The sequence below is a fragment of the Leisingera daeponensis genome (assembly GCF_019801465.1).
Classification (GTDB): Bacteria; Pseudomonadota; Alphaproteobacteria; order Rhodobacterales; family Rhodobacteraceae; genus Leisingera; species Leisingera daeponensis_A.
On record NZ_JAHVJA010000013.1, the window covers coordinates 37,454 to 57,760 of the forward strand.

Consider the following 20,307-nt stretch of genomic DNA (forward strand, 5'->3'; position numbering starts at 1 on the left):
CATGGGTGTAACAGCTCGGCAAAACACCGCTCAGAACGCGACAAGCACCTGAATTAAATGCAAAAAAGCCGCCCTCCGGGCGGCTTTTGAAGCGTGATATGTGATGCGTCAGTTGGCCTGGCGGCGCAGGAATGCAGGGATTTCGATGCGTTCCTGGTCCGGATCGGCCTGCTGTTGTTGCACCTGCTGCGGCTGGGCCGCCGGGGCGTGTGCCTGCATCGAAGGCTGCTGGCGCACCGCCTGCGGCTGCTGTTTCGCGGCCGGGGCGTCATTGCTGCCGGTCATCCGGTGGATCAGCGAATTCAGGCCAAAGCGGCGCTGCCCTTCGGGCTGCTGCTGCGATTGCTGCTGTTGCGGCGCCTGGGCGGCAGGGGCTGCGGGGCGCACGGGCTGCGGGGCCTGCTGCTGCGGCTGCTGCACCCGCTGGGCGGCGGCCTGCAGACGCTCCAGCGCTTGCGGGGACGGGGTGCCCGGCGCGGGGGCCTTGGGCGCGACAAAGGCTGCCTGCGGGGGTTCTGCGACATCCGCCTGCGGGCGGAACTCCGGCACCTGCGGCTGGTAGGCCGGCGGCGGCAGGCCGTCGTCGCTCATCTGCTCCACGTCCTCGAACACGTCTTCGGGCTGCTCCTGTGCGGCGGCCTGCTGAACGTTCAGCTCCTCGAACAGCGACGGCTCTTCCAGAGCGGCGGCAGCCGGGGCCTCGGCAGCGGGGGCCGGTGCGGTCTCGGCAGCAGGCTGCTGAACCGGGGTTTCCAGCTCCAGCGGTGCGGCGCGGTTTTCTTCGACGCTGACGGTCTGGCGCAGCGGTGCCGACATCGGGCGGCGCGGCACCGGCATTTCGGTGTTCACGTCGGTAGCGTCGATGCCGGTGGCCACGACGGACACCCGCATCCGGCCTTCCATGCCGGTATCCAGGGTGGAGCCGACGATGATGTTGGCATCCGGGTCCACTTCCTCGCGGATGCGGTTGGCGGCCTCGTCCAGCTCGAACAGGGTCAGGTCATGGCTGCCGGTGATGTTGATCAGCACACCCTTGGCGCCCTTGAGGCTGATTTCATCCAGCAGCGGGTTGGCGATCGCCTTTTCGGCGGCCTGGACCGCACGGTCCTCGCCCTCGCCCTCACCGGTGCCCATCATCGCCTTGCCCATCTCGTCCATCACGGCGCGGACGTCGGCAAAGTCGAGGTTGATCAGGCCGGGCCGGACCATCAGGTCGGTGACGCCCTTGACGCCCTGGTACAGAACATCATCCGCCATCGAGAACGCCTCGGTGAAGGTGGTCTTTTCATTGGCCAGGCGGAACAGGTTCTGGTTCGGAATGATGATCAGCGTATCGACCACCTTCTGCAGGCTCTCGACACCGGCTTCGGCCTGGCGCATCCGCTTCAGGCCTTCGAACTGGAACGGTTTGGTGACAACGCCGACGGTCAGCACGCCCAGCTCACGCGCGGCCTGCGCGATGATCGGCGCGGCGCCGGTGCCGGTGCCGCCGCCCATGCCCGCGGTGATGAAGCACATATGCGCGCCGGCCAGGTGATCGACGATCTGCTCGATGCTTTCCTCAGCCGCGGCCGAGCCAACCTGCGGGCGGGCGCCTGCGCCCAGCCCTTCGGTGACCTTGATACCCAGCTGAACCCGGCTCTTTGCGGCACTCTGCTGCAGAGCCTGAGCGTCGGTATTGGCCACGACGAATTCGACGCCATCCAATTCCTTTGCGATCATGTTGTTGACGGCATTTCCGCCAGCGCCGCCGACACCGAACACAGTGATCTTCGGCTTCAACTCTTCATTCCCGGGCATCGAAAGGTTCAACGTCATGCTCATACCGCCTGTGTTACCTGCCCTTCCCGCAAAGGGCTTATTCCTGTCCTATTCACCATAATCTTACCGCGGAGAGGGTGTTTCGTCATCCCAAAAAGCACGACGAACCACAAAATAAGACCTCATTCTAAGGTAAAAACCGCGGTATTTCGCCGTCCCTAGCAGATATAGCGGTTCAAGCACAAGCAGCACACAACAAAGCCTCCCCGCCCGCAAAAATGCTTTGCGGGTGGAAACGGATCCTGATTTTTTGCTGGCCACTGCCCGGCCTGCTGAATCGCCGCATTTTTGCGGACGTTAAGAACAGCCTAACGGGTCATAAGGGCAGTGTCACGCCCTCTTTGCCCGTTCCGGCTGAATTGATTTCACACTTACCAGTTGTCGCGGAACCAGCGAACCGCGCGCCCCAGGGTGCCCGCCGGATGGCGGCCCGCCGGCATCTCGAAATCCCACCATTCATCCTGCGGGTGGGCAGCAAACAGGCACAGCCCGACGGCAGAGGCAAAACCCGGCCCGGTCGCCGATTGCGGCAGGCCATGCACCCGCAGCGGGCGGCCCAGCCGCACTTGCTGGCCGAGGATCCGGCTCGCCAGCCCGTCCAGCCCCATGATCTGGCTGGAGCCGCCGGTCAGCACGATCTGCTGGCTGGGCAGGTATTCGAACCCCGCCGCATCCAGCCGGGCCCGCACCTCCTCGAGGATTTCCTCGACGCGTGGGCGCATGATGCCGATCAGCTCGGCCCGGCTGACGGTGCGGCGGTCATGCTCCCAGTCGCCGGTGTCGCCGCCGATATCGATGATCTCGCGGTCGTCGGCGCCGGTGGCATGCACCCCGCCATTGAAGGTCTTGATCCGCTCCGCATTGGCCATCGGAATGCCCAGCCCCATCGAGATGTCGCTGGTGATATGGTCGCCGCCCAGACGCACCGCGTCGGCATAGATCATGTGCTTCTTCATGAAGATCGAAATCGAGGCCGAGCCGCCGCCCATGTCGATGCAGGCCGCGCCCAGTTCCTGTTCATCCTCCACCAGCGCCGAGAAGCCGGAGGCATAGGCCGAAGATGCAATCCCCGCCAGCTCCAAGTCGCAGCGCTGAATGCAGCGCACCAGGTTCTGCACCGCAATGGCATCGACGGTCAGCATGTGCATGTCCACGGCCAGCGTCTGCCCCATCTGGCCGCGCGGATCGCCGAGGCCGGAGCGGTTGTCGAGCGCGAAGTTCACCGGCTGCGCATGCAGCACTTCGCGGCCGGCACCGTATTCCGGCACCTCGCAGGAGGCCAGCACCTGCGCCACCTCATGCTCGGACACCACCTGCCCTTCCAGGTCCAGCTTGGCGTCCAGCCCGTAGGAGCGCGGATTGGCGCCGGAAAAACAGGCGATCACGTGATCGACCCGCACCTCGGCCATCTTCTGTGCCGCCTGCACCGCGGTGCGGATCGCGCGTTCGGTCTCCTGCATGGCGGTGATTTCACCGAACTGCACACCGCGCGACCGCGTGGTCGCGGCGCCGATCACCCGGAACCCGGACTGCCCGGCCAAGGCGCCGATGGAACCGTCCTCGCTCAGCCGCCCGGTGCCATCAAAGCGCAGCACCAGACAGGCGATCTTGGAACTGCCCACGTCCAGAATGGCCACCACGCCGCGCTGCATCGCCTGGCGGCGCATGTGCCGCATCGCCCGCTGCGATTGATAGAGATCTGTCATGTTACTGCCCGCCCCCGTTCAATTGCCGGATCCGCCACCAGTTTTCCACCGAGTTTTCGGTCATCCGCACGGTGGGGCGCCCAGCCAGACGCATATCCACCGCGGCCACATCGCGTTCCAGCAAATCCTGTACTTCACTGACCGCCAGCACCCGCTCCAGCGCCCGGACCGGGTTCTGGGCCGGCAGCATGATGCGCTGCTTGCGGTCCAGCACCACGTCCCAGCGCCGTTCGCCGACGCGGACCAGCCCGCGCAGCCGCGGCCCAAGCGGTTTTGCGGCCGCAAACAGCCGCAACGCCTGCGCCGCGTGCTTGGCCGCCCCCTTGCCTGCGATCAGCGGCAGGTCCGGATGCAGGCTGCGGCGGCCCAGTTCTGCGACGTGGATGCCGTTTTCATCCAAAAGCGCCAGCCCCTCGCGGCTGCGCCAGATCAGCGCCGGCTCGCGCTCCTCGACATCCACCTGCAGGATACCGCCCGGGCGGATCCTGACGCTTGCGGTCTTCACCGGATCCAGCCCGGTGATCACGTCGCGGATCTGCTCCAGGTCCAGGTCGAAGGAACTGACCGGGAAATCCACCGGCACCACTTCACGGATGTCGCGCGCCACGCTCGGGCCGGCCCCGTCCACCGCCATCACGTTGACCATGAACTCAGGCCGCTCCTGAATCGCGGCGCGGGCGTCGTTATAGACCCCCACCAGCGCCGCGCGCCGGGCTTCGTCGGCGAGATAGGCACTGCCCGCAGCGAACACCAGAAAGAACGGAACCCCGAAGCGCAGGCCGAAGCGGATACCCGGCGTCAGCATCCAGCGCTGCAAACGGTACTTCAGCCGCGACGGCGCCGGATCGCACCGCCCGTCGTCCGGCTTGCGGAACCAGCCCGTCAGCGGTTGCATGAGGCATCCTCCACCATCCAGGCGCAGAGCTGGCCGAAGCTCATGCCGCAATGGGCCGCCTGCTCCGGCGCCAGCGAGGTCGGGGTCATGCCGGGCTGGGTGTTGGTTTCAAGCAGCACCAGGCCGCTGGCCCCGCGCGCCTCATCCCAGCGGAAATCGGTGCGGCTGACACCGCGGCAGCCCAGTGCATCATGCGCAGTCAGCGCATATTCCAGGCACAGATCGAAGATTTCCCGCGGCAGGTCGGCGGGCAGCACATGGCGCGAGCCGCCCGGCTTGTATTTGGCGTCATAGTCATACCAGCCTTCGGTCAGGATGTCGGTTACCGTCAGCGCCCGGTCGCCCACCACCGTGGTGGTCAGCTCGCGCCCGGGCGCATAGGTCTCCACCATCACCTGCTGCGGCATTGCCTCTGACAGCTGCGGCGGGCCGTTGGCGGCCTCATGCACGATATAGATGCCGACGCTGGAGCCTTCGTTATTGGGCTTCACCACATAGGGCGGCGCCATCACATGGCCGGCGCACACGTCGCCCTTGGCAAAGAGGCCGCTTTCCACAACCGGCAGCCCGGCCGCGCGGTACACTTCCTTCGAGCGCTGCTTGTCCATCGCCAGCGCCGAGGCCAGCACCCCGGAGTGGGTATAGGGGATCTGCAGCCATTCCAGCACGCCCTGGACGCAGCCGTCCTCGCCCCAGCGCCCGTGCAGCGCGTTGAACACCACGTCCGGTTTGATTGCCGTCAGCCGCGCATGCAGATCCGCCCCTGCATCCACTTCCACAACCTCGAACCCCTCACCGCGCAGCGCTGCCGCGCATTCACGGCCGCTGGACAGCGATACCTCGCGTTCGGCTGACGGTCCGCCCATCAGCACCGCGACTTTCGGGAGTGCCCTGCTCGACTTACTCACCACAAGCGCCTCAATATGCGGAGCTTTGCGCCCCTGTTTCTTAAGGCCTGCAACAGACCCGTTTTATCTCTTAGCGCCGGCTTGCCGCCGGCTGATGCGTGCAGGGCGTTTCGCCCCTGAAACCGGCAGTGCATTGCCGCCTCTCCGGCACCCTAACGCCCGAAGTCTTACCGGGGTGTTAACAATGCCTTTACCACGGTTAAGATACCTCGCTCCCAAACCCGCTCCGGAACAATGTGCCGCTTAACGCTGCAGCCGGACAAGCCTTTGTCAGCGCAAGGGATTTCCGGTCATTCGGGAAGCGGATCACCAATCCGCATGATTTCCCACTCTAGCGTGATGCCGGAATTCTCGTAAACCCTTTTCCGCACATCTTCGCCCAGCCCCTCCAAATCTGCGGCAGTTGCGCCACCGGTGTTGATCAGGAAATTGGAATGCTTCTCGCTCATTTGCGCGCCGCCGCGCCGCGCGCCGCGCATGCCGGCGTTGTCGATCACCTTCCACGCCTTCAGGTCATGCACGTCATCGGCCCGCCCGGTTGAGGAAAAGCCGGCGGGGTTGCGGAAGGTGGAGCCCGCCGAGCGGTCCCGCGTCGGCTGGGTCTCATCCCGCTTCTGCAACTGCACCGCCATCCGCGCATGCAGCTCCGCAGGCTCGCCCTTGGGCCCGCGCAGGGTGGCGGAGACCAGCACCGCCCCCTCCGGAAACGCCGTCTGCCGGTACTGAAAGTCCAGCTCCCCGGCGGTGATTTCGCGGATTTCCCCCGCGCGGGTGACGATGGTGGCCGACACGAACACATCGGCGGTGTAGCTGCCGTAGCAGCCCGCGTTCATCCGCACTGCGCCGCCGATGGAGCCGGGAATGGTGCGCAGGAAGGTCAGGTCGATGCCCGCATCCGCGGCGCGCTTGGCCACATGAGCATCCAGCGCCGCGGCGCCGGCAGTGACAGTATCGCCATCGGTTTCAATGCCGTTGAAGCCGCGGCCCAGCCGGATCACCACCGCCCGCATGCCGCCGTCGCGCACGATCAGGTTGGACCCGACGCCCATCGGGAACACCGGCACCGCCGGGTCCAGCTGGCGCAGGAAATCCGCGAGATCGTCAATATCCGCGGGCTGAAACAAATGGTCCGCCGGCCCGCCGACCCGCAGCCAGGTCAGCTCCGCCAAATCACGGTTGGGAGTCACCTTCCCCCGGATACCATTCAGCTTCATGTCGCCCGTCCCTCAATGCATTGCAGTCTGCATCTACCAATCAATTGCCGCCCGGCACAACGCCGTGCTTTGCGGCTCCGGTGTCAGGCCTGACCGCGCCGATCCTGCCCGCCGGTCCCAAGCAATTTCACTTCAGCGCCTTCACCGGCCTTTCACACGGCCCCACAGCCAGCCAACCAGCGAGCATACTCCGTAAACAAGATGCCCTCCGAGATAAAGCACTAACGCTACGCCTTCCACGTCATGGGGTTCAGTCACCACCCGCCATATCAGCCAAGCAAGAACAGCAGCCCACACAACCGCAATTGCAAGTGCAGTCCCAGCCCTGCTGGACCGTGCCAGCGCATAAAAGCCGGCAAGCCACAGCGCACCAAAAAATAGCCAAATGGCCCAAATCATTTTCGGTTACTATCCCCGCCGCGCCTGCCGCCGCAGCCAGCGCCCGAAATACAACACCGGCCAGCGCAGCACCGACATCCCTGCCAGCAGCACCGCCAGCCCCCACCAGGGGCCGTTCTCATAGGTGACATAGCCGAGCAGCGGAATTCCCAGCGCGATCAGCACATAGGCGCGGCGCCAGTGGTTGTCGCGGCTGGGGATCATCGCCAAGATGTTGGCCGCCAGCGCCCAGACGGCGGCCAGGGTCAGGGAAAGCGTCATGCCCCCTATCGCTCCAGGCGCGCAGGCAGGCCGTTGGCCCAGGTGCTGATTGTGCCGGCGCCCAGGCAGACCACCATGTCGCCGGGCCGCGCCTGCTCGCGCACCAGGCGCTCCAGGTCGTCCTCGCTCAGGATGGCGCGGGCATGGCGGTGGCCGTGGCGGATCAGCCCCTCGACCAGATCATCGCGGCTGGCGCCTTCGATCGGCTCCTCTCCGGCCGCAAACACCTCGGCAATCGCCACCACGTCGGCCTCGTTGAAGCAGGCGCAGAAATCGTCGAAAAGGTTCGACAGCCGCGAATAGCGGTGCGGCTGATGCACCGCGATCACCCGGCCCTCGCTGGCCTGGCGCGCCGCCTTCAGCACTGCGGCGATCTCCACCGGATGGTGACCGTAGTCATCGATGATGGTGACGCCGTTCACTTCGCCCACCTTGGTGAAACGCCGGTTCACCCCGCCAAAGGCCGCCAGCGCCTCGCGGATCTCGGTGCTGTTCATGCCCAGATGCCGCGCCACAGCGACCGCGGACAAGGCGTTGGAGACATTGTGGTCGCCCGGCATCGGCAGAGTGCAGCCCTCAATCACCCGGTCTTCAGCCTGCAGCACCACGTCGAAATGCGCGACACCCGCCTTGTAGGTCAGGTTCACCGCCCGCACATCGGCCTGCGCGTTGAAGCCGTAGGTTACAACCCGGCGATCGGAAATCCGCCCAACCAGCGCCTGCACCTCGGGGTGGTCGGTGCAGCAGACCGCGATACCGTAGAACGGGATGTTGGAGACGAACTCCAGAAAGCCGTCGCGCAGGGTGTCGAAGTCGCCCCAGTGCTCCATGTGCTCCGGGTCGATGTTGGTGACAACAGCAATGGTCGCGGGCAAACGGTTGAAAGAGCCGTCGCTCTCATCCGCCTCGACCACCATCCATTCGCCCTGCCCCATCCGCGCATTGGAGCCGTAGGCGTGGATGATGCCGCCGTTGATGATGGTGGGGTCAAAGCCGCCCGCCACCATCAGCTCCGCCATCATCGTGGTGGTGGTGGTCTTGCCGTGGGTGCCGGCAATGGCGACGTTGGATTTCAGCCGCATCAGCTCCGCCAGCATGTCGGCGCGGCGCACCACCGGCAGGCCGCGCAGGCGGGCCTCGTCCAGTTCCGGATTGCCTGGCTTGATCGCCGAGGAGATCACCACAACCGCGGCGTCCTCCAGGTTCTCCGCCTTCTGTCCCACGAAGATGCGCGCGCCCAGCTCTTCCAGCCGCCGGGTGATTTTGGAGGATTTCAGGTCCGACCCCTGCACCCTGTAGCCCAGGTTCAGCAGCACCTCGGCGATGCCCGACATGCCGATGCCTCCGATGCCAACGAAATGGATCGGGCCGACGTCGCCGGGCAGCTTGGTTGCAGGGTTCATACTCTCATCCTTCCTGGGCCAGTTGTTCAACAAGCGCCGCCAGCCGTTCGGCGGCATCCGGGACGCCGGCGCTCAGCGCTGCGTTAGCCATCTGCGACGCAGCCTGCGGGTTACTCAGAATTGCGCCCATATGCTCTGCCAGCACCGGAACATCAAGGGCGCTTTCCGGGATCATCACGGCGGCATTGGCGTCAACCAGCCCGCGGGCATTGGCGGTCTGGTGGTCGCCGGCAGCGGCGGCAAAGGGGATCAGGATCGAAGGCCGCCCGATCACCGAGATATCCGCAACCGAGGACGCCCCGGAGCGAGAGATCACCAGCTGCGCCTCCGACATGCGGGCAGGCACATCGGTGAAGAAGGTCTGCACATCAGCGTTGATGCCGTGCTCAGCGTAAAACGCACTGACCCGCTCCAGGTCCTCCTCGCGCGCCTGATGCGAAACGCGCAGGTGCTTGCGGATCCCTTCCGGCAGCGCCGCCACGGCGGCGGGCACCACGTCGGACAGGATCCGCGCGCCCTGGCTGCCGCCCATTACCAAGAGCGACATCGGGTAATCGCCCGGCGGGATATATCCGGCGCCTGCCCGCTCCTTCACCGCGCCGCGCACCGGGTTGCCCACATGCTCATGCGGCACCCCGTCGGGCAGCGTTGTCGGCCAGGTGCCGCAGGCGACGCCTGCCACGCGGGCGGCAAAGATCTGGTTCACGCGCCCCAGCACGCCGTTCTGCTCATGGATCATCCGCGGCCGTTTCAGCAATAGCGCCGCCCCCAGCGCCGGAATCGACGGGTACCCGCCGAAACCGATCACCGCATCGGGCCGGTCCCGGCGCATCTGCAAAGCCATAGACAGCACCCCGCCGGCGATCTTCGGCCCCACCAGCGCCTTGGCCAGCAGCCCGCCGCGGGCAAAGGTGGCAGAGGACACCTGCGAAATTTCCACCGCGCTTGGAAACGCGGCGGTGTAGCGCGCGCCCCGCGCGTCCGTTGACAGCTTCACCCGCCAGCCCCGCGCCAGCATCATCTCGGCAAGCGCCTGTGCAGGAAACATATGGCCGCCGGTTCCCCCGGCAGCCATCAAAAGCATTTTCTGTGCCATCGAAGCCGGCCTCTTTCCTAATCTCGTCAGCGGCCGCGGCCGTTCAGGTAGTCGGCAATCCCGCCTTGCGGGCGCGTCCGGGTAAAGGCCAGGAGCATACCCACCGCGATCCCGGTGGCAATCAGCGAGGATCCGCCGTAGCTGACAAACGGCAAAGTCATGCCTTTGGCGGGCAGGAGCCGCACCGCGACCCCCATGTTGATCATCGCCTGCACCCCGAAAACGCAGACCAGCCCGGTTCCCGCCAGACGGATGAACGTGTCACGCTCGCGCATCAGCCGGAACAGCGAGCGCACAACGATGGAGGCATAAAGCGCAATCAGCACCGCCACCAGCACCAGCCCGTATTCCTCGGCCGCAACGGCGACGATAAAGTCGGTATGGGCATCCGGCAGCGACCACTTCACCTGCCCCTCGCCGACGCCGACCCCGAACAGGCCGCCCTCGCGGATCGCGTTGGTGGCATAGCCCAGCTGGGTGGTGGGATCGACATCCGGGTTCAAAAAGCCGTCGATGCGGCGGGCAAAATGCTCGGAACTGTTATAGGCGAATACGCCTCCCAGCACGACCACCCCGGCCATGCACACCAACAGCAGCATCGGCGCGCCGGCCACGAAATACATCACCCCCCAGCCGAACAGGATCAGGCAGGCCTGGCCGAAATCCGGCTGCAGCACCAGCATCATCACCACCATCATGCACAGCGCAAAGGACATCAGCGTGCCCGGCGGGCCGTTGATCTGCTGGCTGGCCGCAATCATCCAGGCCGCGACCACGATGAAGCCGGGCTTCAGGAACTCCGACGGCTGCAGCGAGGCGAAGCCAAGCGAGTACCAGCGCACCGCCCCCTTGCCGAAGTCGGTGCCGAAGATCGGCAGGAAAGCCAGCGCGACAAAAGCCGCGGCAAAGCCGACCACCGCCAGCCGCCGCACCAGAACCGGCGACATCACCGAGGTTATCAGCATCGCCGCCAGCGCCGTCAGCCCAAACACCGCCTGGCGCTGCACGTAGTGGAAATTGCCGAACCCGTTGCGCTCCGCCAGCGGCACCGAAGCCGCCAGCCCCAGCAAAAGCCCGATCACGAACAGCATCAGGATGCAGGACATCGTCCATTTATCCAGCGTCCGCCACCACTTGGGAAGAATCGGCTCACCAGCCTGCACGGGAACCGCGCCATAGACCATCTCAGTCATGGGAATACCGCCACTATATGCCTCGTTCCGCCCCATTTTTCGGGGTCTCCCTGAAACTGTAACGAAACGTGAGCCGCGGCGCCAGAAAAAGAACACAGTTCGGCAAGAATCCACCTCTCGCGCAGCGGGCCGTCTTGACAGGCGGGAAGCTGCCAGTCAGCCGGCACCGATCCGCCAGCCTGTGCCAAGGCCGCCTTCCCCTTGCGCCGCCGCCGGTTCCGTGGTCGATGCGCGCCATGCGGATAAACACTCTGATTCTCGGCGCCGGCGCAGCCGGCATGATGTGCGCGCGCTATTGCGGCGGCAGCACCTTGGTCATCGACCATGCCAAGGCGCCAGGCGAGAAGATCCGGATTTCCGGCGGCGGCCGCTGCAACTTCACCAACATGTATGCCGAGGCGAAGAACTACCTTTCCGCCAATCCGCATTTCTGCAAGTCGGCGCTGGCACGCTACACCCAGTGGGACTTTATCGAGCTGGTCGGCCGCCACGGCATCGCCTGGCACGAAAAAACACTGGGCCAGCTGTTCTGCGACGGCTCCTCCAAGCAGATCATCGCCATGCTGGTGGAGGAGATGCGCAAGGCCGGCGCGGACCTCTGGCTGCACACTTCCGTCGAGACGGTGGCGCAGACCGCGGACGGGTATACGGTCAAACTGCAGCGAGAAGGCCAGCTGCAGACCATCACCTGCCGCAATCTGGTGCTGGCCACCGGCGGCAAGTCGATCCCCAAAATGGGCGCCACCGGGCTTGCCTATGACCTCGCCCGCCAGTTCGGGCTGGAGCTGACCGAGACCCGCCCGGCGCTGGTGCCCTTCACCTTTCCGGACGGGCGCTTCCAGCCGCTGGCGGGCGTTTCGCTGCCTGCGCGGCTGTCAAACGCCCGCACCGCGTTTGACGAGGCGCTGCTGTTCACCCACCGGGGCCTCTCTGGCCCGTCGGTGCTGCAGCTCTCCTCCTACTGGCGCGAGGGGGAGGAGATCACCGTGAACCTCATCCCCGGCACACCACTCTACGATCTGTTGCGGGAACAGCGCCAGGCCGAAGGCCGCCGCGATCTCACCACCGAACTGTCGCGCCACCTGCCCGGCAAGCTGGTGGACTTCCTCGCCCCGCAGCTCGGCCTCAAGGGCCGTCTCGCCGACCAGTCCGACGGTGCATTGTCCGCACTCTGCGAATCCCTGCGAAACTGGCATCTGCTGCCGGCCGGAACCGAAGGCTACCGCACGGCAGAAGTCACCCTGGGCGGCATCGACACCGATGGCCTGTCCTCCAAGACAATGGAAGCGAAAGCCGCCCCCGGCCTCTTTGCCATCGGCGAAGCGGTGGATGTAACCGGCTGGCTCGGCGGTTACAACTTCCAATGGGCTTGGGCCTCCGGCCACGCCGCTGGCACCGCCATCGCCGCCAAGAGCTGAGCCAACGGGACTTTCGCTCGGGTGTGTCTGAAGCCCTGCAGCCTTTCCCTGCAATCTCTTACACCTCCAGATCGGCCACCTCCGCCAGCAGCCAGCTGCGGAAGGCCGCAATGGCCGGCGCATCGCGGCGTGCTTCCGGGTAGACGAGCCAGACCGAAATATCATCCTCCGTCACCAGATCGAACGGCTGCACCAGCGCGCCGCTGGCGATCAGGCCGCGGGCATAGGCCGGTGTCAGCAGGCAGGCCCCTTGCCCCGCCAGCGCCGCCTGCACTTCCAGCATCTGGGTGCCGAGGCTGTGCTGGTCCGCCTGTTTCGGCGGCTCTACGCCCGCTGCGCGGAACCACATGGCCCAGGCCGGATCGCCGGCATCCACCCGCGGCACCCGCAGCAGGTCGGCCGGCTCCCTTATGGGGCCGTGGGTCTCCATCAGCGCCGGCGTCAGCAGAGGTGTGTAGCTGGAGCGGATCAGCAGGTCCGCCGCAAGCCCCGGCCAGCTGCCGCGCCCGGCCCGGATCGCCACGGTGGCCTCGCCCGCCAGCAGATCCACCACCCGCGGATTGACATCCACCCGCGTGGTGATGCCCGGATGCGCCACCTGAAACTGCCCCAGCCTTGGTGCCAGGATGAAGGCGGCGAAACTGGTGAGGGTGCTGATCACCAGCTCCTCACCGCCGCTTCCGCGCAGATCCGCCCAGCCCTGGCGCAGCAGGTCCAGCGCCTCGCTGGCCTGCCTCTGCAGCACCTTGCCCGCTGCAGTCGGTGCCACCCCGCGCGGCAGCCTTTTGAACAGAGGCCGGCCCGCCCGGTCCTCCAGCAGCTTGATCTGGTAGCTTACAGCAGCCTGCGTCATTGCAAGCTCCTCCGCCGCGCGGCTGAAACTGCCCAGCCGGGCCGCCGCCTCAAAAACGCGCACAGCCGGCAGCGGCGGCAGGGGATTGACAGAACGATCCATCAACACAGCTTATACCAGCGCCGCTGAGATTCAATTGGTCATTGACGCAGCAACCCCCCACATCTTGTTCAGACAGAACAAGGATCGAGCCCATGGCGGAAATGCTTTCGCAAATGAACCTCTGGCACGTTATCAGCAGGGTTTTTGCCTTTCACCGGCACGGGGCCTCCCGGGCCAGCCAAACCGCCGGGCAGCAAGAGCTGGCCCGCAGGCGGCTAAGCCACCTGCCGGAGCATTTGCTGCGCGACATCGGGCTTTGAGGCGCGGCTAGGCTTCCAGCCGCGTCTTCACTTCGGCGGCGAAGTCATCGCCGCGCTGCTCGAAGTTGTCATACTGATCAAAGCTCGCCGCGGCCGGCGCCAGCAGAACGGTGTCACCTTCCTGCGCGTCCGCCATCGCGCGCTCCACCGCCGCAGCCATGGTGGTGCAGACCTCGGCCTCCACATCCAGCTGCAGCGCAAAGCCCGCCGCCTCGCGGCCGATCACATAGGCCTTGCGCACATTGGCGGTCTGCCCCTTGAGCGCATCCAGCCCGCCTTCCTTTTCCAGCCCGCCGCAGATCCAGCGGATGTTTTTGAAGGCGCTGAGGGCCTTCACGGCGCTATCGAGGTTGGTGGCCTTGCTGTCATTCACATAACGCACGCCGCCCGCCTCGGCGATGGTCTGGCTGCGGTGCGGCAGGCCGGGGAAGGTCGCCATCGCGTCCCCGATGAGCCGCGGCGCCAGCCCCAGGGTGCGCGCCGCGGCATAGGCCGCGCAGGCGTTCTGGTGGTTATGCGCGCCCGGCAGCCCCATCATCTCCCGCAGGTCGATGGAGGCCGCCTGCCGCCCCTTGCGGTATTCGCTCAGAAACCCCTTGCGGGCAAAGACCTGCCAGCCCGGCCCGGTCAGCTTGCGCGCGGCGGAAATCCGGATCACCCGGTCATCGCCCGCGCCCTCGGACAGCTGGCCCGCCAGGAACAGCCCCTCGTCCTCATCGATGCCGACAACGGCACGGTCCGGGCCGCCCTCGGAAAACAGCCGCCGCTTGGCAGCGAAATAGCCGCCCATGCCCCCGTGCCGGTCCAGGTGGTCGGGCGACAGGTTGGTGAACACCGCCACATCCGGCGTCAGCGCGCGCGCCAGTTCGGTCTGGTAGCTGGACAGCTCCAGCACCACCACACCGCCCTCGCCCGGCGGGTTGATGTCCAGAACGCCGCGGCCGATGTTGCCCGCCAGCTGGCTCTCGCGGCCCGCCTCCTGCAGGATGTGATGCAGCAGCGCCACCGTGGTCGATTTGCCGTTGGAGCCGGTGACCGCCACCACGCGCGGCGGCTGGTCATGCATCTGCCACTCTGCATCAGCAAAGGAGCGGAAGAACAGGCCGATGTCATTGTCCACCGGCACCCCGGCCTCCATCGCGGCGCGGATCACCGGGTTGGGTTTCGGGTAAAGATGGGGAATGCCGGGCGAGGTGATCAGCGCCGCCACATCATCAAAGGCACCGGCTTTATGCAGATCGCGGCAGTCAAAACCTTCCGCCTCCGCCGCCTCGCGCGCGGCCGGGTTGTCATCCCAGCACAACGGCTCCGCACCGCCCGCCCGCAGGGCCCGCGCGGTTGTCAGGCCCGAGCGCCCCAGACCCAGCACAGCAACTTTTGCGCCTTCATAACCTTTGACCGGGATCATCACCTGCCCTCCCAAATGTCCATTGCCAGAACCGCTATCCGATCCGCTCAGCCTTTGCCAGAGCCGTCAGATTGACAAGCCCCGGCCCATGCCGGAGATTCCGCGCAAATCAAGAAGGAAGGATCGCTCTGTGGCCGCGGACATGCAGGTTTTGCTCGACCGGATCAGTGCTGAGATGCAGAGCCGCACTGACCGCGGCGCTGTCGCCAGCTATATTCCGGAGCTGGGGCAGGTTGACCCCAACCAGTTCGCGATTGCAGTGGCCACCGCCGATGGCGGACTGTTCCACGCGGGCGATGCGCTGACCCGGTTTTCCGCCCAAAGCATCACCAAGGTGTTCACTCTCGCCATCGCGCTTGGCCGCGCGGGCGACCAGCTGTGGAGCCGTGTCGGACGCGAGCCCTCGGGCACCGCCTTCAATTCCATCGTGCAGCTGGAGCATGAACGCGGCCGCCCCCGCAACCCTTTCGTCAACGCGGGCGCCATCGTCACCACCGATGCGCTGCTGGCCGGCCGCGCACCGAAGGAGGCACTGGCGGAAATCCTCGCCTTCATCCGCGCCGCGGCGGAGGACGAGGACATCCACATCAATAAGGCGGTGGCCGGCTCCGAAACCCGCCACGGGCACCGCAACTTTGCCCTTGCCAATTTCCTCGCCTCCTTCGGCAACCTGAAGAACACGCCAGAGAAAACACTGGGCACCTATTTCCACCAATGCGCCACCGAACTGACCACGGTGCAGCTGGCCAAGGCCGGCCGCTTCCTGATCGGCGGCGGCGCCAAGCCGGCGCTGGTATCGCAAGGCAGGGTGCGGCGGCTGAATGCGCTGATGCTGACCTGCGGCCATTACGACGGGTCGGGCGAGTTCGCCTACCGCGTCGGCCTGCCCGCCAAGAGCGGGGTCGGCGGCGGTATTCTGGCCATCGTGCCGGGCAAGGCCAGCATTGCGGTCTGGTCGCCGGGGCTGGACCACAACGGCAACTCCAAGCTGGGTACTGAGGCGATGGAGGTTTTGGCGCGCGAAATGGACTGGTCGGTGTTCTGAAGGCCGCGTGTGCGGGTGTTGCGCACCCACAGTACGCTGCCCTCACCACATCTTCACTCCGCTGGGTTACCTTCGAACCGTTGCAACAAGAAGACCAGGAGACCGGCCCCCACAGACCACCTCTTCATTGGGTGCAGGGCGGGCCCGCACAGGCCGACAGACGGGCACAGCCCCTTGGCAAGGGCTGTCCGATGCTCCGCCCCTCCGGCGGCGCCGTCTTCTTCCTCAAAGACAAACCGCCCGGCGCAGCAGCCCCGGGCGGTTCCATGGAAAAGAGAGTTCAAACCACCCCGCCAAGAACACGGCGCGGCGGTAAAACGGCGTGTCTTACCGCACCTTCAGCGTCGCCAGACCGATCATCGCCAGGATCAGCGAGATGATCCAGAAGCGGATCACGATCTGCGGCTCGGCCCAGCCCTTCTTCTCATAGTGGTGATGGATCGGCGCCATCAGGAAGACCCGCCGCCCGGTGCGCTTAAAGTAAAGCACCTGAATGATCACCGACAGCGCTTCAACCACGAACAGCCCGCCGACGATGGCCAGAACCAGCTCGTGCTTGGTGGCAATGGCGATCGCGCCCAGCGCGCCGCCCAGGGCCAAAGAGCCGGTGTCGCCCATGAACACTGCGGCAGGCGGCGCGTTGTACCACAGGAAGCCGAGGCCTGCGCCGAACAGTGCGGCACAGAAGATCAGGATCTCGCCGGTGCCGGGCACGTAATGCACGTCCAGGTATTCGGTGAAGTCGACGCGGCCCACCGCATAGGCGATGACGCCCAGGGTGCCCGCGGCAATCATCACTGGCATTATCGCAAGGCCATCCAGACCGTCGGTCAGGTTCACCGCATTGGCGGCCCCGACCAGAACGCAGATCGAGAACGGCACATAGAAGATCCCGAGGTTGATCAGCGTGTCCTTGAACACCGGCAGTGCCAGCTGGTTCTGCAAGGGCGCCGGATGATAGGCCGCGGCCCAGAGCGCCGCAATCACCGCAATCAGGATCCCCAGCGCCAGCCGCACCTTGCCGGGCACGCCCTTGGTGTTCTGCTTGGACACCTTGGCGTAATCATCGGCAAAGCCAATGAGCCCGTAGGCCATGGTCACGAACAGCACCAGCCAGACAAAGGGGTTGTCCCAGCGCGCCCACATCAGCGTTGCGGTCAGCAGTGCGCCCACCACCAAGAGACCGCCCATGGTGGGGGTGCCTGCCTTGGAGAAATGCCCCTCCGGCCCGTCGTCGCGGATCGGCTGCCCCTTGCCCTGGCGCTTGCGCAGCACGTTGATCAGCGGCTTGCCGAACAGGAAACCGAAAATCAGCGCGGTCATGAAGGCGCCGCCTGCGCGGAAGGTGATATAGCGGAAGAGGTTGAAAACATCCCCCCCGTCCGACAAAGCGGTCAGCCAATAGAGCATCTGAGCCCTTCCCTCGTTCTCTTATGCGTTTTCTTGTGTGGGGGTGGAGTGACCCATTTCGCGGATGCCGTCAACGATCTTGGCCAGCGCCATACTGAGCGAGCCCTTGGCCAGCACGATGTCGCCGCCGTGGATTTCGCCCGCCAGATCGGGCACCGCCTCGGCGCTGGTCCGGTACCAGCCGCCGCGTTTCCCCTCCGGCAGGGCGTCGTGCAGCGCCTGCATCAGCGGGCCGATGCAGTGGATCCTGTCGATGCCCTGCACCGCGTCCAGAGCCGCCAGCCCGGCGTGCAGCTGCACCTCCTGCGGGCCAAGCTCCTTCATGTCGCCGACATAGGCGATCCGGCGCCCCTGCCCCGGCGTTGCCGCCAGCACTGCCAGCGCCGCCGCCATCGAGGTCGGGTTGGCGTTGTAGCTGTCGTCCAAGAGGGTGATGTCGCCGCCCGCCAGCCGGACCGTCTCGCGCACGCCGCGGCCCTTGACCGGCGACCACAGGGCGAGGCTTTCGACAGCTTTTACCGGATCAGCGCCCAGCGCCTCGATACAGGCCAGCGCCCCCAGTGCATTCATCGCGAAATGGGCGCCAAGCGATTGAATATGCAGCTCAACTTCGCGCCCGTTTGCAGTGGCGCGGGCAACGGTCTCCTCGCCCTCGATCCCGGCGGAATGCAAGGTGTAGTCCGCGGCGCTCTCGCCGAACCAGCGGGCGGTTGCGCCCAGATCCGCGGCCACATCGCGCAGCACATGGGCCTCTGCGATATCGGCGTTCAGCACCGCAACGCCGCCCGGCTCCAGCCCTTCCATGATCGCGGCCTTCTCAGCCGCGATGCCCTCGACGTTTTCAAACGCCTCCAGGTGCACTGCCGCGACGGTGGTCACCATCGCCACATGCGGGCGGGCCTGTTTTGCCAGCGGCGCAATCTCGCCGGGGTGGTTCATGCCGATCTCGATCACCGCGTATTCGGTGTCGCGCGGCATCCGCGCCAGCGTCAGCGGCACTCCCCAGTGGTTGTTGTAGCTGGCGACCGCCGCATGGGTGCGGCCCTGGTCGGACAGCATCCGTGCCAGCATTTCCTTGGTCGAGGTCTTACCGACCGAGCCGGTGACCGCTACGACCTTGGCCTGCGCCCGCGCCCGCGACGCCCGACCCAAGGCCTCCAGCCCCGCCTGCACGTCGTCAACAATCAGCAGCGGCGCATCCGCAGGCACCCCATCCGGAACGCGGGAAACCAGCGCCGCGCCTGCGCCCTTCTCCAATGCCTGCGACACGAAGTCATGGCCATCGCGCGCGGCCTTCAGGGCAACGAACATGTCTCCGGGCTCGATGGTGCGGGTGTCGATTGACAGGCCGGAGACAGCCCAGTCCCCCTGTGCCTGCCCGCCACTGGCGGCGGCGGCCTCATGTGCGGTCCACAGGCTCATGCGATCCTCCCGTCGAGCGCGGCCACGGCAATGCTGGCCTGTTCCACATCATCAAAGGGCAGCACCGTGTCGCCCACGGTCTGGCCGGTCTCATGCCCCTTGCCGCAGACGATCAGCGCATCGCCCGCCTGCAGCATGTCCGCCCCGCGCAGGATTGCCTCGGCACGGTCGCCGATCTCGATACAGTCCGGGGCGCCGCCCTTGACCGCTGCCCGGATCACCGCCGGGTCCTCGCTGCGGGGGTTGTCGTCGGTGACAATCACCACGTCGGCGTTGTCATGCGCCGCCTGCCCCATCAGGGGGCGCTTGCCGGTGTCGCGGTCGCCGCCGGCGCCGACGATGGCAATCAGCCGCCCCAGCACATGCGGGCGCAGCGCCTTGATGGCGCTGGCAACGGCATCCGGGGTGTGGGCGTAATCGACAAACACGGCCGAGCCGTTGTCGCGTGACGCTGCCAGCTGCATCCGTCCGCGCACGGTGGTCAGATGCGGCAGGGTTTCGAACACCCGCTCCGGGTCCTCGCCGCCCGCAATCACCAGCCCGCAGGCCAAGAGCACGTTTTCCGCCTGGAAGCCGCCGATGAGGTTCAAGCGCACCTGATAGGGCTTGTCATGCCAGGAGAACCGCACGTCCTGCCCGGTGCCGTCATAGCGCAGCCCCATCAGGTTCAAATCGCCCAAGCCGCGGCCCACGGAAATCACCTCCTGCCCGCGGGCGGCGGCGACGGCGCGCATCTCCGCACCGCGGGGATCGTTCATGTTGATGACGGCGACGCCCTCCTCCGGCAGCACACGGCGGAACAGGCCCGCCTTGGCGGTGAAATAGGCGTCGAAGGTTTCGTGGTAATCCAGATGGTCCTGGGTGAAATTGGTGAAGCCGGCGGCGGCCAGCTGCACCCCGTCCAGGCGCCGCTGGTCCAGCCCGTGCGAGGAGGCCTCCATCGCCGCATGGGTAACACCCGCTTCGGCGGCCTCTGCCAGCGCGCGGTGCAGGGTTATGGGTTCCGGCGTGGTGTGGGCCAGCGGATAGCTCCAGGCGCCTTCGATACCGGTGGTGCCCATGTTGACGGCTTCATGGCCCAGCTCGGTCCAAATCTGTCGCACGAAGGTCGCGACCGAGGTCTTGCCGTTGGTGCCGGTCACCGCCACCACGGTCTGCGGCTGGCGGCCGAACCACAGGGCGGAAGCATAGGCCAGCGTCTGGCGCGGGTCTTCAACCACGACCAAAGCGGCATGGCTGTCGTCCAGAACCTTGGCGGCGATCTCCGCCCCGGCAGCGTCTGTCAGGATGGCAGTTGCGCCTTTCTCCAGTGCGCCCGGGATGAACTTGGCGCCATGCACCTTGCTGCCCGGTAGCGCTGCGAAAAGATACCCGTCGCGCATCTCGCGGCTGTCCACCGCCAGCCCGCGGATCTGCGGGTCGGCACCGCCGCGGGCAGTAAGCCCCAATTGGCTGAGAGGCTGGTCTGGTCTACTGCTGCTCATGGCGGCCCT

At 66.1% G+C, this 20,307-nt stretch carries 17 protein-coding genes; 3 read left to right on the forward strand and 14 right to left on the reverse strand.

The annotated features are described in order from the left end of the window. Positions 1 to 108 precede the first annotated feature (108 nt). From ftsZ to ftsW, 9 genes are all read right to left on the reverse strand, one after another. Positions 109 to 1,818 carry a cell division protein FtsZ gene (ftsZ, locus tag KUV26_RS19975; protein ID WP_222509702.1) on the reverse strand — a complete coding sequence of 570 codons (1,710 nt, stop codon included), beginning with the start codon at positions 1,816 to 1,818 and terminating at the stop codon, positions 109 to 111. A gap of 374 nt (positions 1,819 to 2,192) precedes the next feature. After that, entirely contained in the window at positions 2,193 to 3,527 is a 1,335-nt protein-coding gene (gene ftsA, locus KUV26_RS19980; protein WP_222505490.1) for a cell division protein FtsA, read from the reverse strand. A 1-nt stretch (position 3,528) separates the two neighbouring features. Then, positions 3,529 to 4,422, reverse strand: a complete 894-nt coding sequence (locus tag KUV26_RS19985; RefSeq protein ID WP_222505489.1) for a cell division protein FtsQ/DivIB — start codon at positions 4,420 to 4,422, stop codon at positions 3,529 to 3,531. Next, complete coding sequence (locus KUV26_RS19990) at positions 4,410 to 5,288, reverse strand: D-alanine--D-alanine ligase (protein ID WP_409996806.1); 879 nt, start codon at positions 5,286 to 5,288, stop codon at positions 4,410 to 4,412. The genes KUV26_RS19985 and KUV26_RS19990 overlap by 13 nt, the downstream gene beginning before the upstream one ends. Positions 5,289 to 5,620: 332 nt before the next feature. Then, the gene (gene murB / locus KUV26_RS19995; protein ID WP_222505487.1) at positions 5,621 to 6,544 is read right to left on the reverse strand and encodes a UDP-N-acetylmuramate dehydrogenase; all 924 of its coding nucleotides are present in this window, start codon (positions 6,542 to 6,544) and stop codon (positions 5,621 to 5,623) included. Between the two features lie 408 nt (positions 6,545 to 6,952). Next, positions 6,953 to 7,204, reverse strand: coding sequence for a DUF2484 family protein (locus tag KUV26_RS20000; protein ID WP_222505486.1), 252 nt, complete (start codon positions 7,202 to 7,204; stop codon positions 6,953 to 6,955). A gap of 5 nt (positions 7,205 to 7,209) precedes the next feature. Further along, positions 7,210 to 8,607, reverse strand: a complete 1,398-nt coding sequence (gene murC / locus KUV26_RS20005; RefSeq protein WP_222509703.1) for a UDP-N-acetylmuramate--L-alanine ligase — start codon at positions 8,605 to 8,607, stop codon at positions 7,210 to 7,212. A 4-nt stretch (positions 8,608 to 8,611) separates the two neighbouring features. Beyond that, positions 8,612 to 9,703, reverse strand: coding sequence for a UDP-N-acetylglucosamine--N-acetylmuramyl-(pentapeptide) pyrophosphoryl-undecaprenol N-acetylglucosamine transferase (locus tag KUV26_RS20010; RefSeq protein ID WP_222509704.1), 1,092 nt, complete (start codon positions 9,701 to 9,703; stop codon positions 8,612 to 8,614). A gap of 26 nt (positions 9,704 to 9,729) precedes the next feature. Beyond that, positions 9,730 to 10,896: a putative lipid II flippase FtsW gene (gene ftsW, locus KUV26_RS20015; protein ID WP_222505482.1), complete on the reverse strand. Its 1,167-nt coding sequence runs from the start codon at positions 10,894 to 10,896 to the stop codon at positions 9,730 to 9,732. Positions 10,897 to 11,132: 236 nt separating this feature from the next. Between ftsW and KUV26_RS20020 the strand changes: the two genes are divergently transcribed. After that, complete coding sequence (locus KUV26_RS20020) at positions 11,133 to 12,314, forward strand: NAD(P)/FAD-dependent oxidoreductase (RefSeq protein ID WP_222509705.1); 1,182 nt, start codon at positions 11,133 to 11,135, stop codon at positions 12,312 to 12,314. 58 nt (positions 12,315 to 12,372) lie between these two features. Here the strand turns inward: KUV26_RS20020 and KUV26_RS20025 are convergent, their stop codons facing one another. Then, positions 12,373 to 13,269: a LysR substrate-binding domain-containing protein gene (locus tag KUV26_RS20025; protein WP_222509706.1), complete on the reverse strand. Its 897-nt coding sequence runs from the start codon at positions 13,267 to 13,269 to the stop codon at positions 12,373 to 12,375. A gap of 92 nt (positions 13,270 to 13,361) precedes the next feature. Here KUV26_RS20025 and KUV26_RS20030 point away from each other — a divergent pair, with 92 nt between their 5' ends. Further along, positions 13,362 to 13,529 (forward strand): hypothetical protein, encoded by a 168-nt coding sequence (locus tag KUV26_RS20030; protein ID WP_222509707.1) that lies wholly within the window; start codon positions 13,362 to 13,364, stop codon positions 13,527 to 13,529. A gap of 7 nt (positions 13,530 to 13,536) precedes the next feature. Here KUV26_RS20030 and murD read toward each other — a convergent pair whose 3' ends face one another. Continuing rightward, positions 13,537 to 14,937: a UDP-N-acetylmuramoyl-L-alanine--D-glutamate ligase gene (gene murD, locus KUV26_RS20035; protein WP_222509708.1), complete on the reverse strand. Its 1,401-nt coding sequence runs from the start codon at positions 14,935 to 14,937 to the stop codon at positions 13,537 to 13,539. A 130-nt stretch (positions 14,938 to 15,067) separates the two neighbouring features. Between murD and KUV26_RS20040 the strand changes: the two genes are divergently transcribed. Next, positions 15,068 to 15,982, forward strand: coding sequence for a glutaminase (locus tag KUV26_RS20040; RefSeq protein ID WP_222509753.1), 915 nt, complete (start codon positions 15,068 to 15,070; stop codon positions 15,980 to 15,982). Positions 15,983 to 16,309: 327 nt separating this feature from the next. On the opposite strand, the gene mraY is transcribed toward KUV26_RS20040, so the two are convergent. The 3 genes from mraY to KUV26_RS20055 are packed head-to-tail and all read right to left on the reverse strand — an operon-like array spanning position 16,310 to position 20,298. Beyond that, positions 16,310 to 17,392 carry a phospho-N-acetylmuramoyl-pentapeptide-transferase gene (gene mraY, locus KUV26_RS20045; protein WP_222505476.1) on the reverse strand — a complete coding sequence of 361 codons (1,083 nt, stop codon included), beginning with the start codon at positions 17,390 to 17,392 and terminating at the stop codon, positions 16,310 to 16,312. 21 nt (positions 17,393 to 17,413) lie between these two features. Next, positions 17,414 to 18,814: a UDP-N-acetylmuramoyl-tripeptide--D-alanyl-D-alanine ligase gene (gene murF, locus KUV26_RS20050; protein ID WP_222509709.1), complete on the reverse strand. Its 1,401-nt coding sequence runs from the start codon at positions 18,812 to 18,814 to the stop codon at positions 17,414 to 17,416. Next, the gene (locus KUV26_RS20055; RefSeq protein ID WP_222505474.1) at positions 18,811 to 20,298 is read right to left on the reverse strand and encodes a UDP-N-acetylmuramoyl-L-alanyl-D-glutamate--2,6-diaminopimelate ligase; all 1,488 of its coding nucleotides are present in this window, start codon (positions 20,296 to 20,298) and stop codon (positions 18,811 to 18,813) included. Before KUV26_RS20055 ends, murF begins: the two co-directional genes overlap by 4 nt. Positions 20,299 to 20,307: the final 9 nt, after the last annotated feature.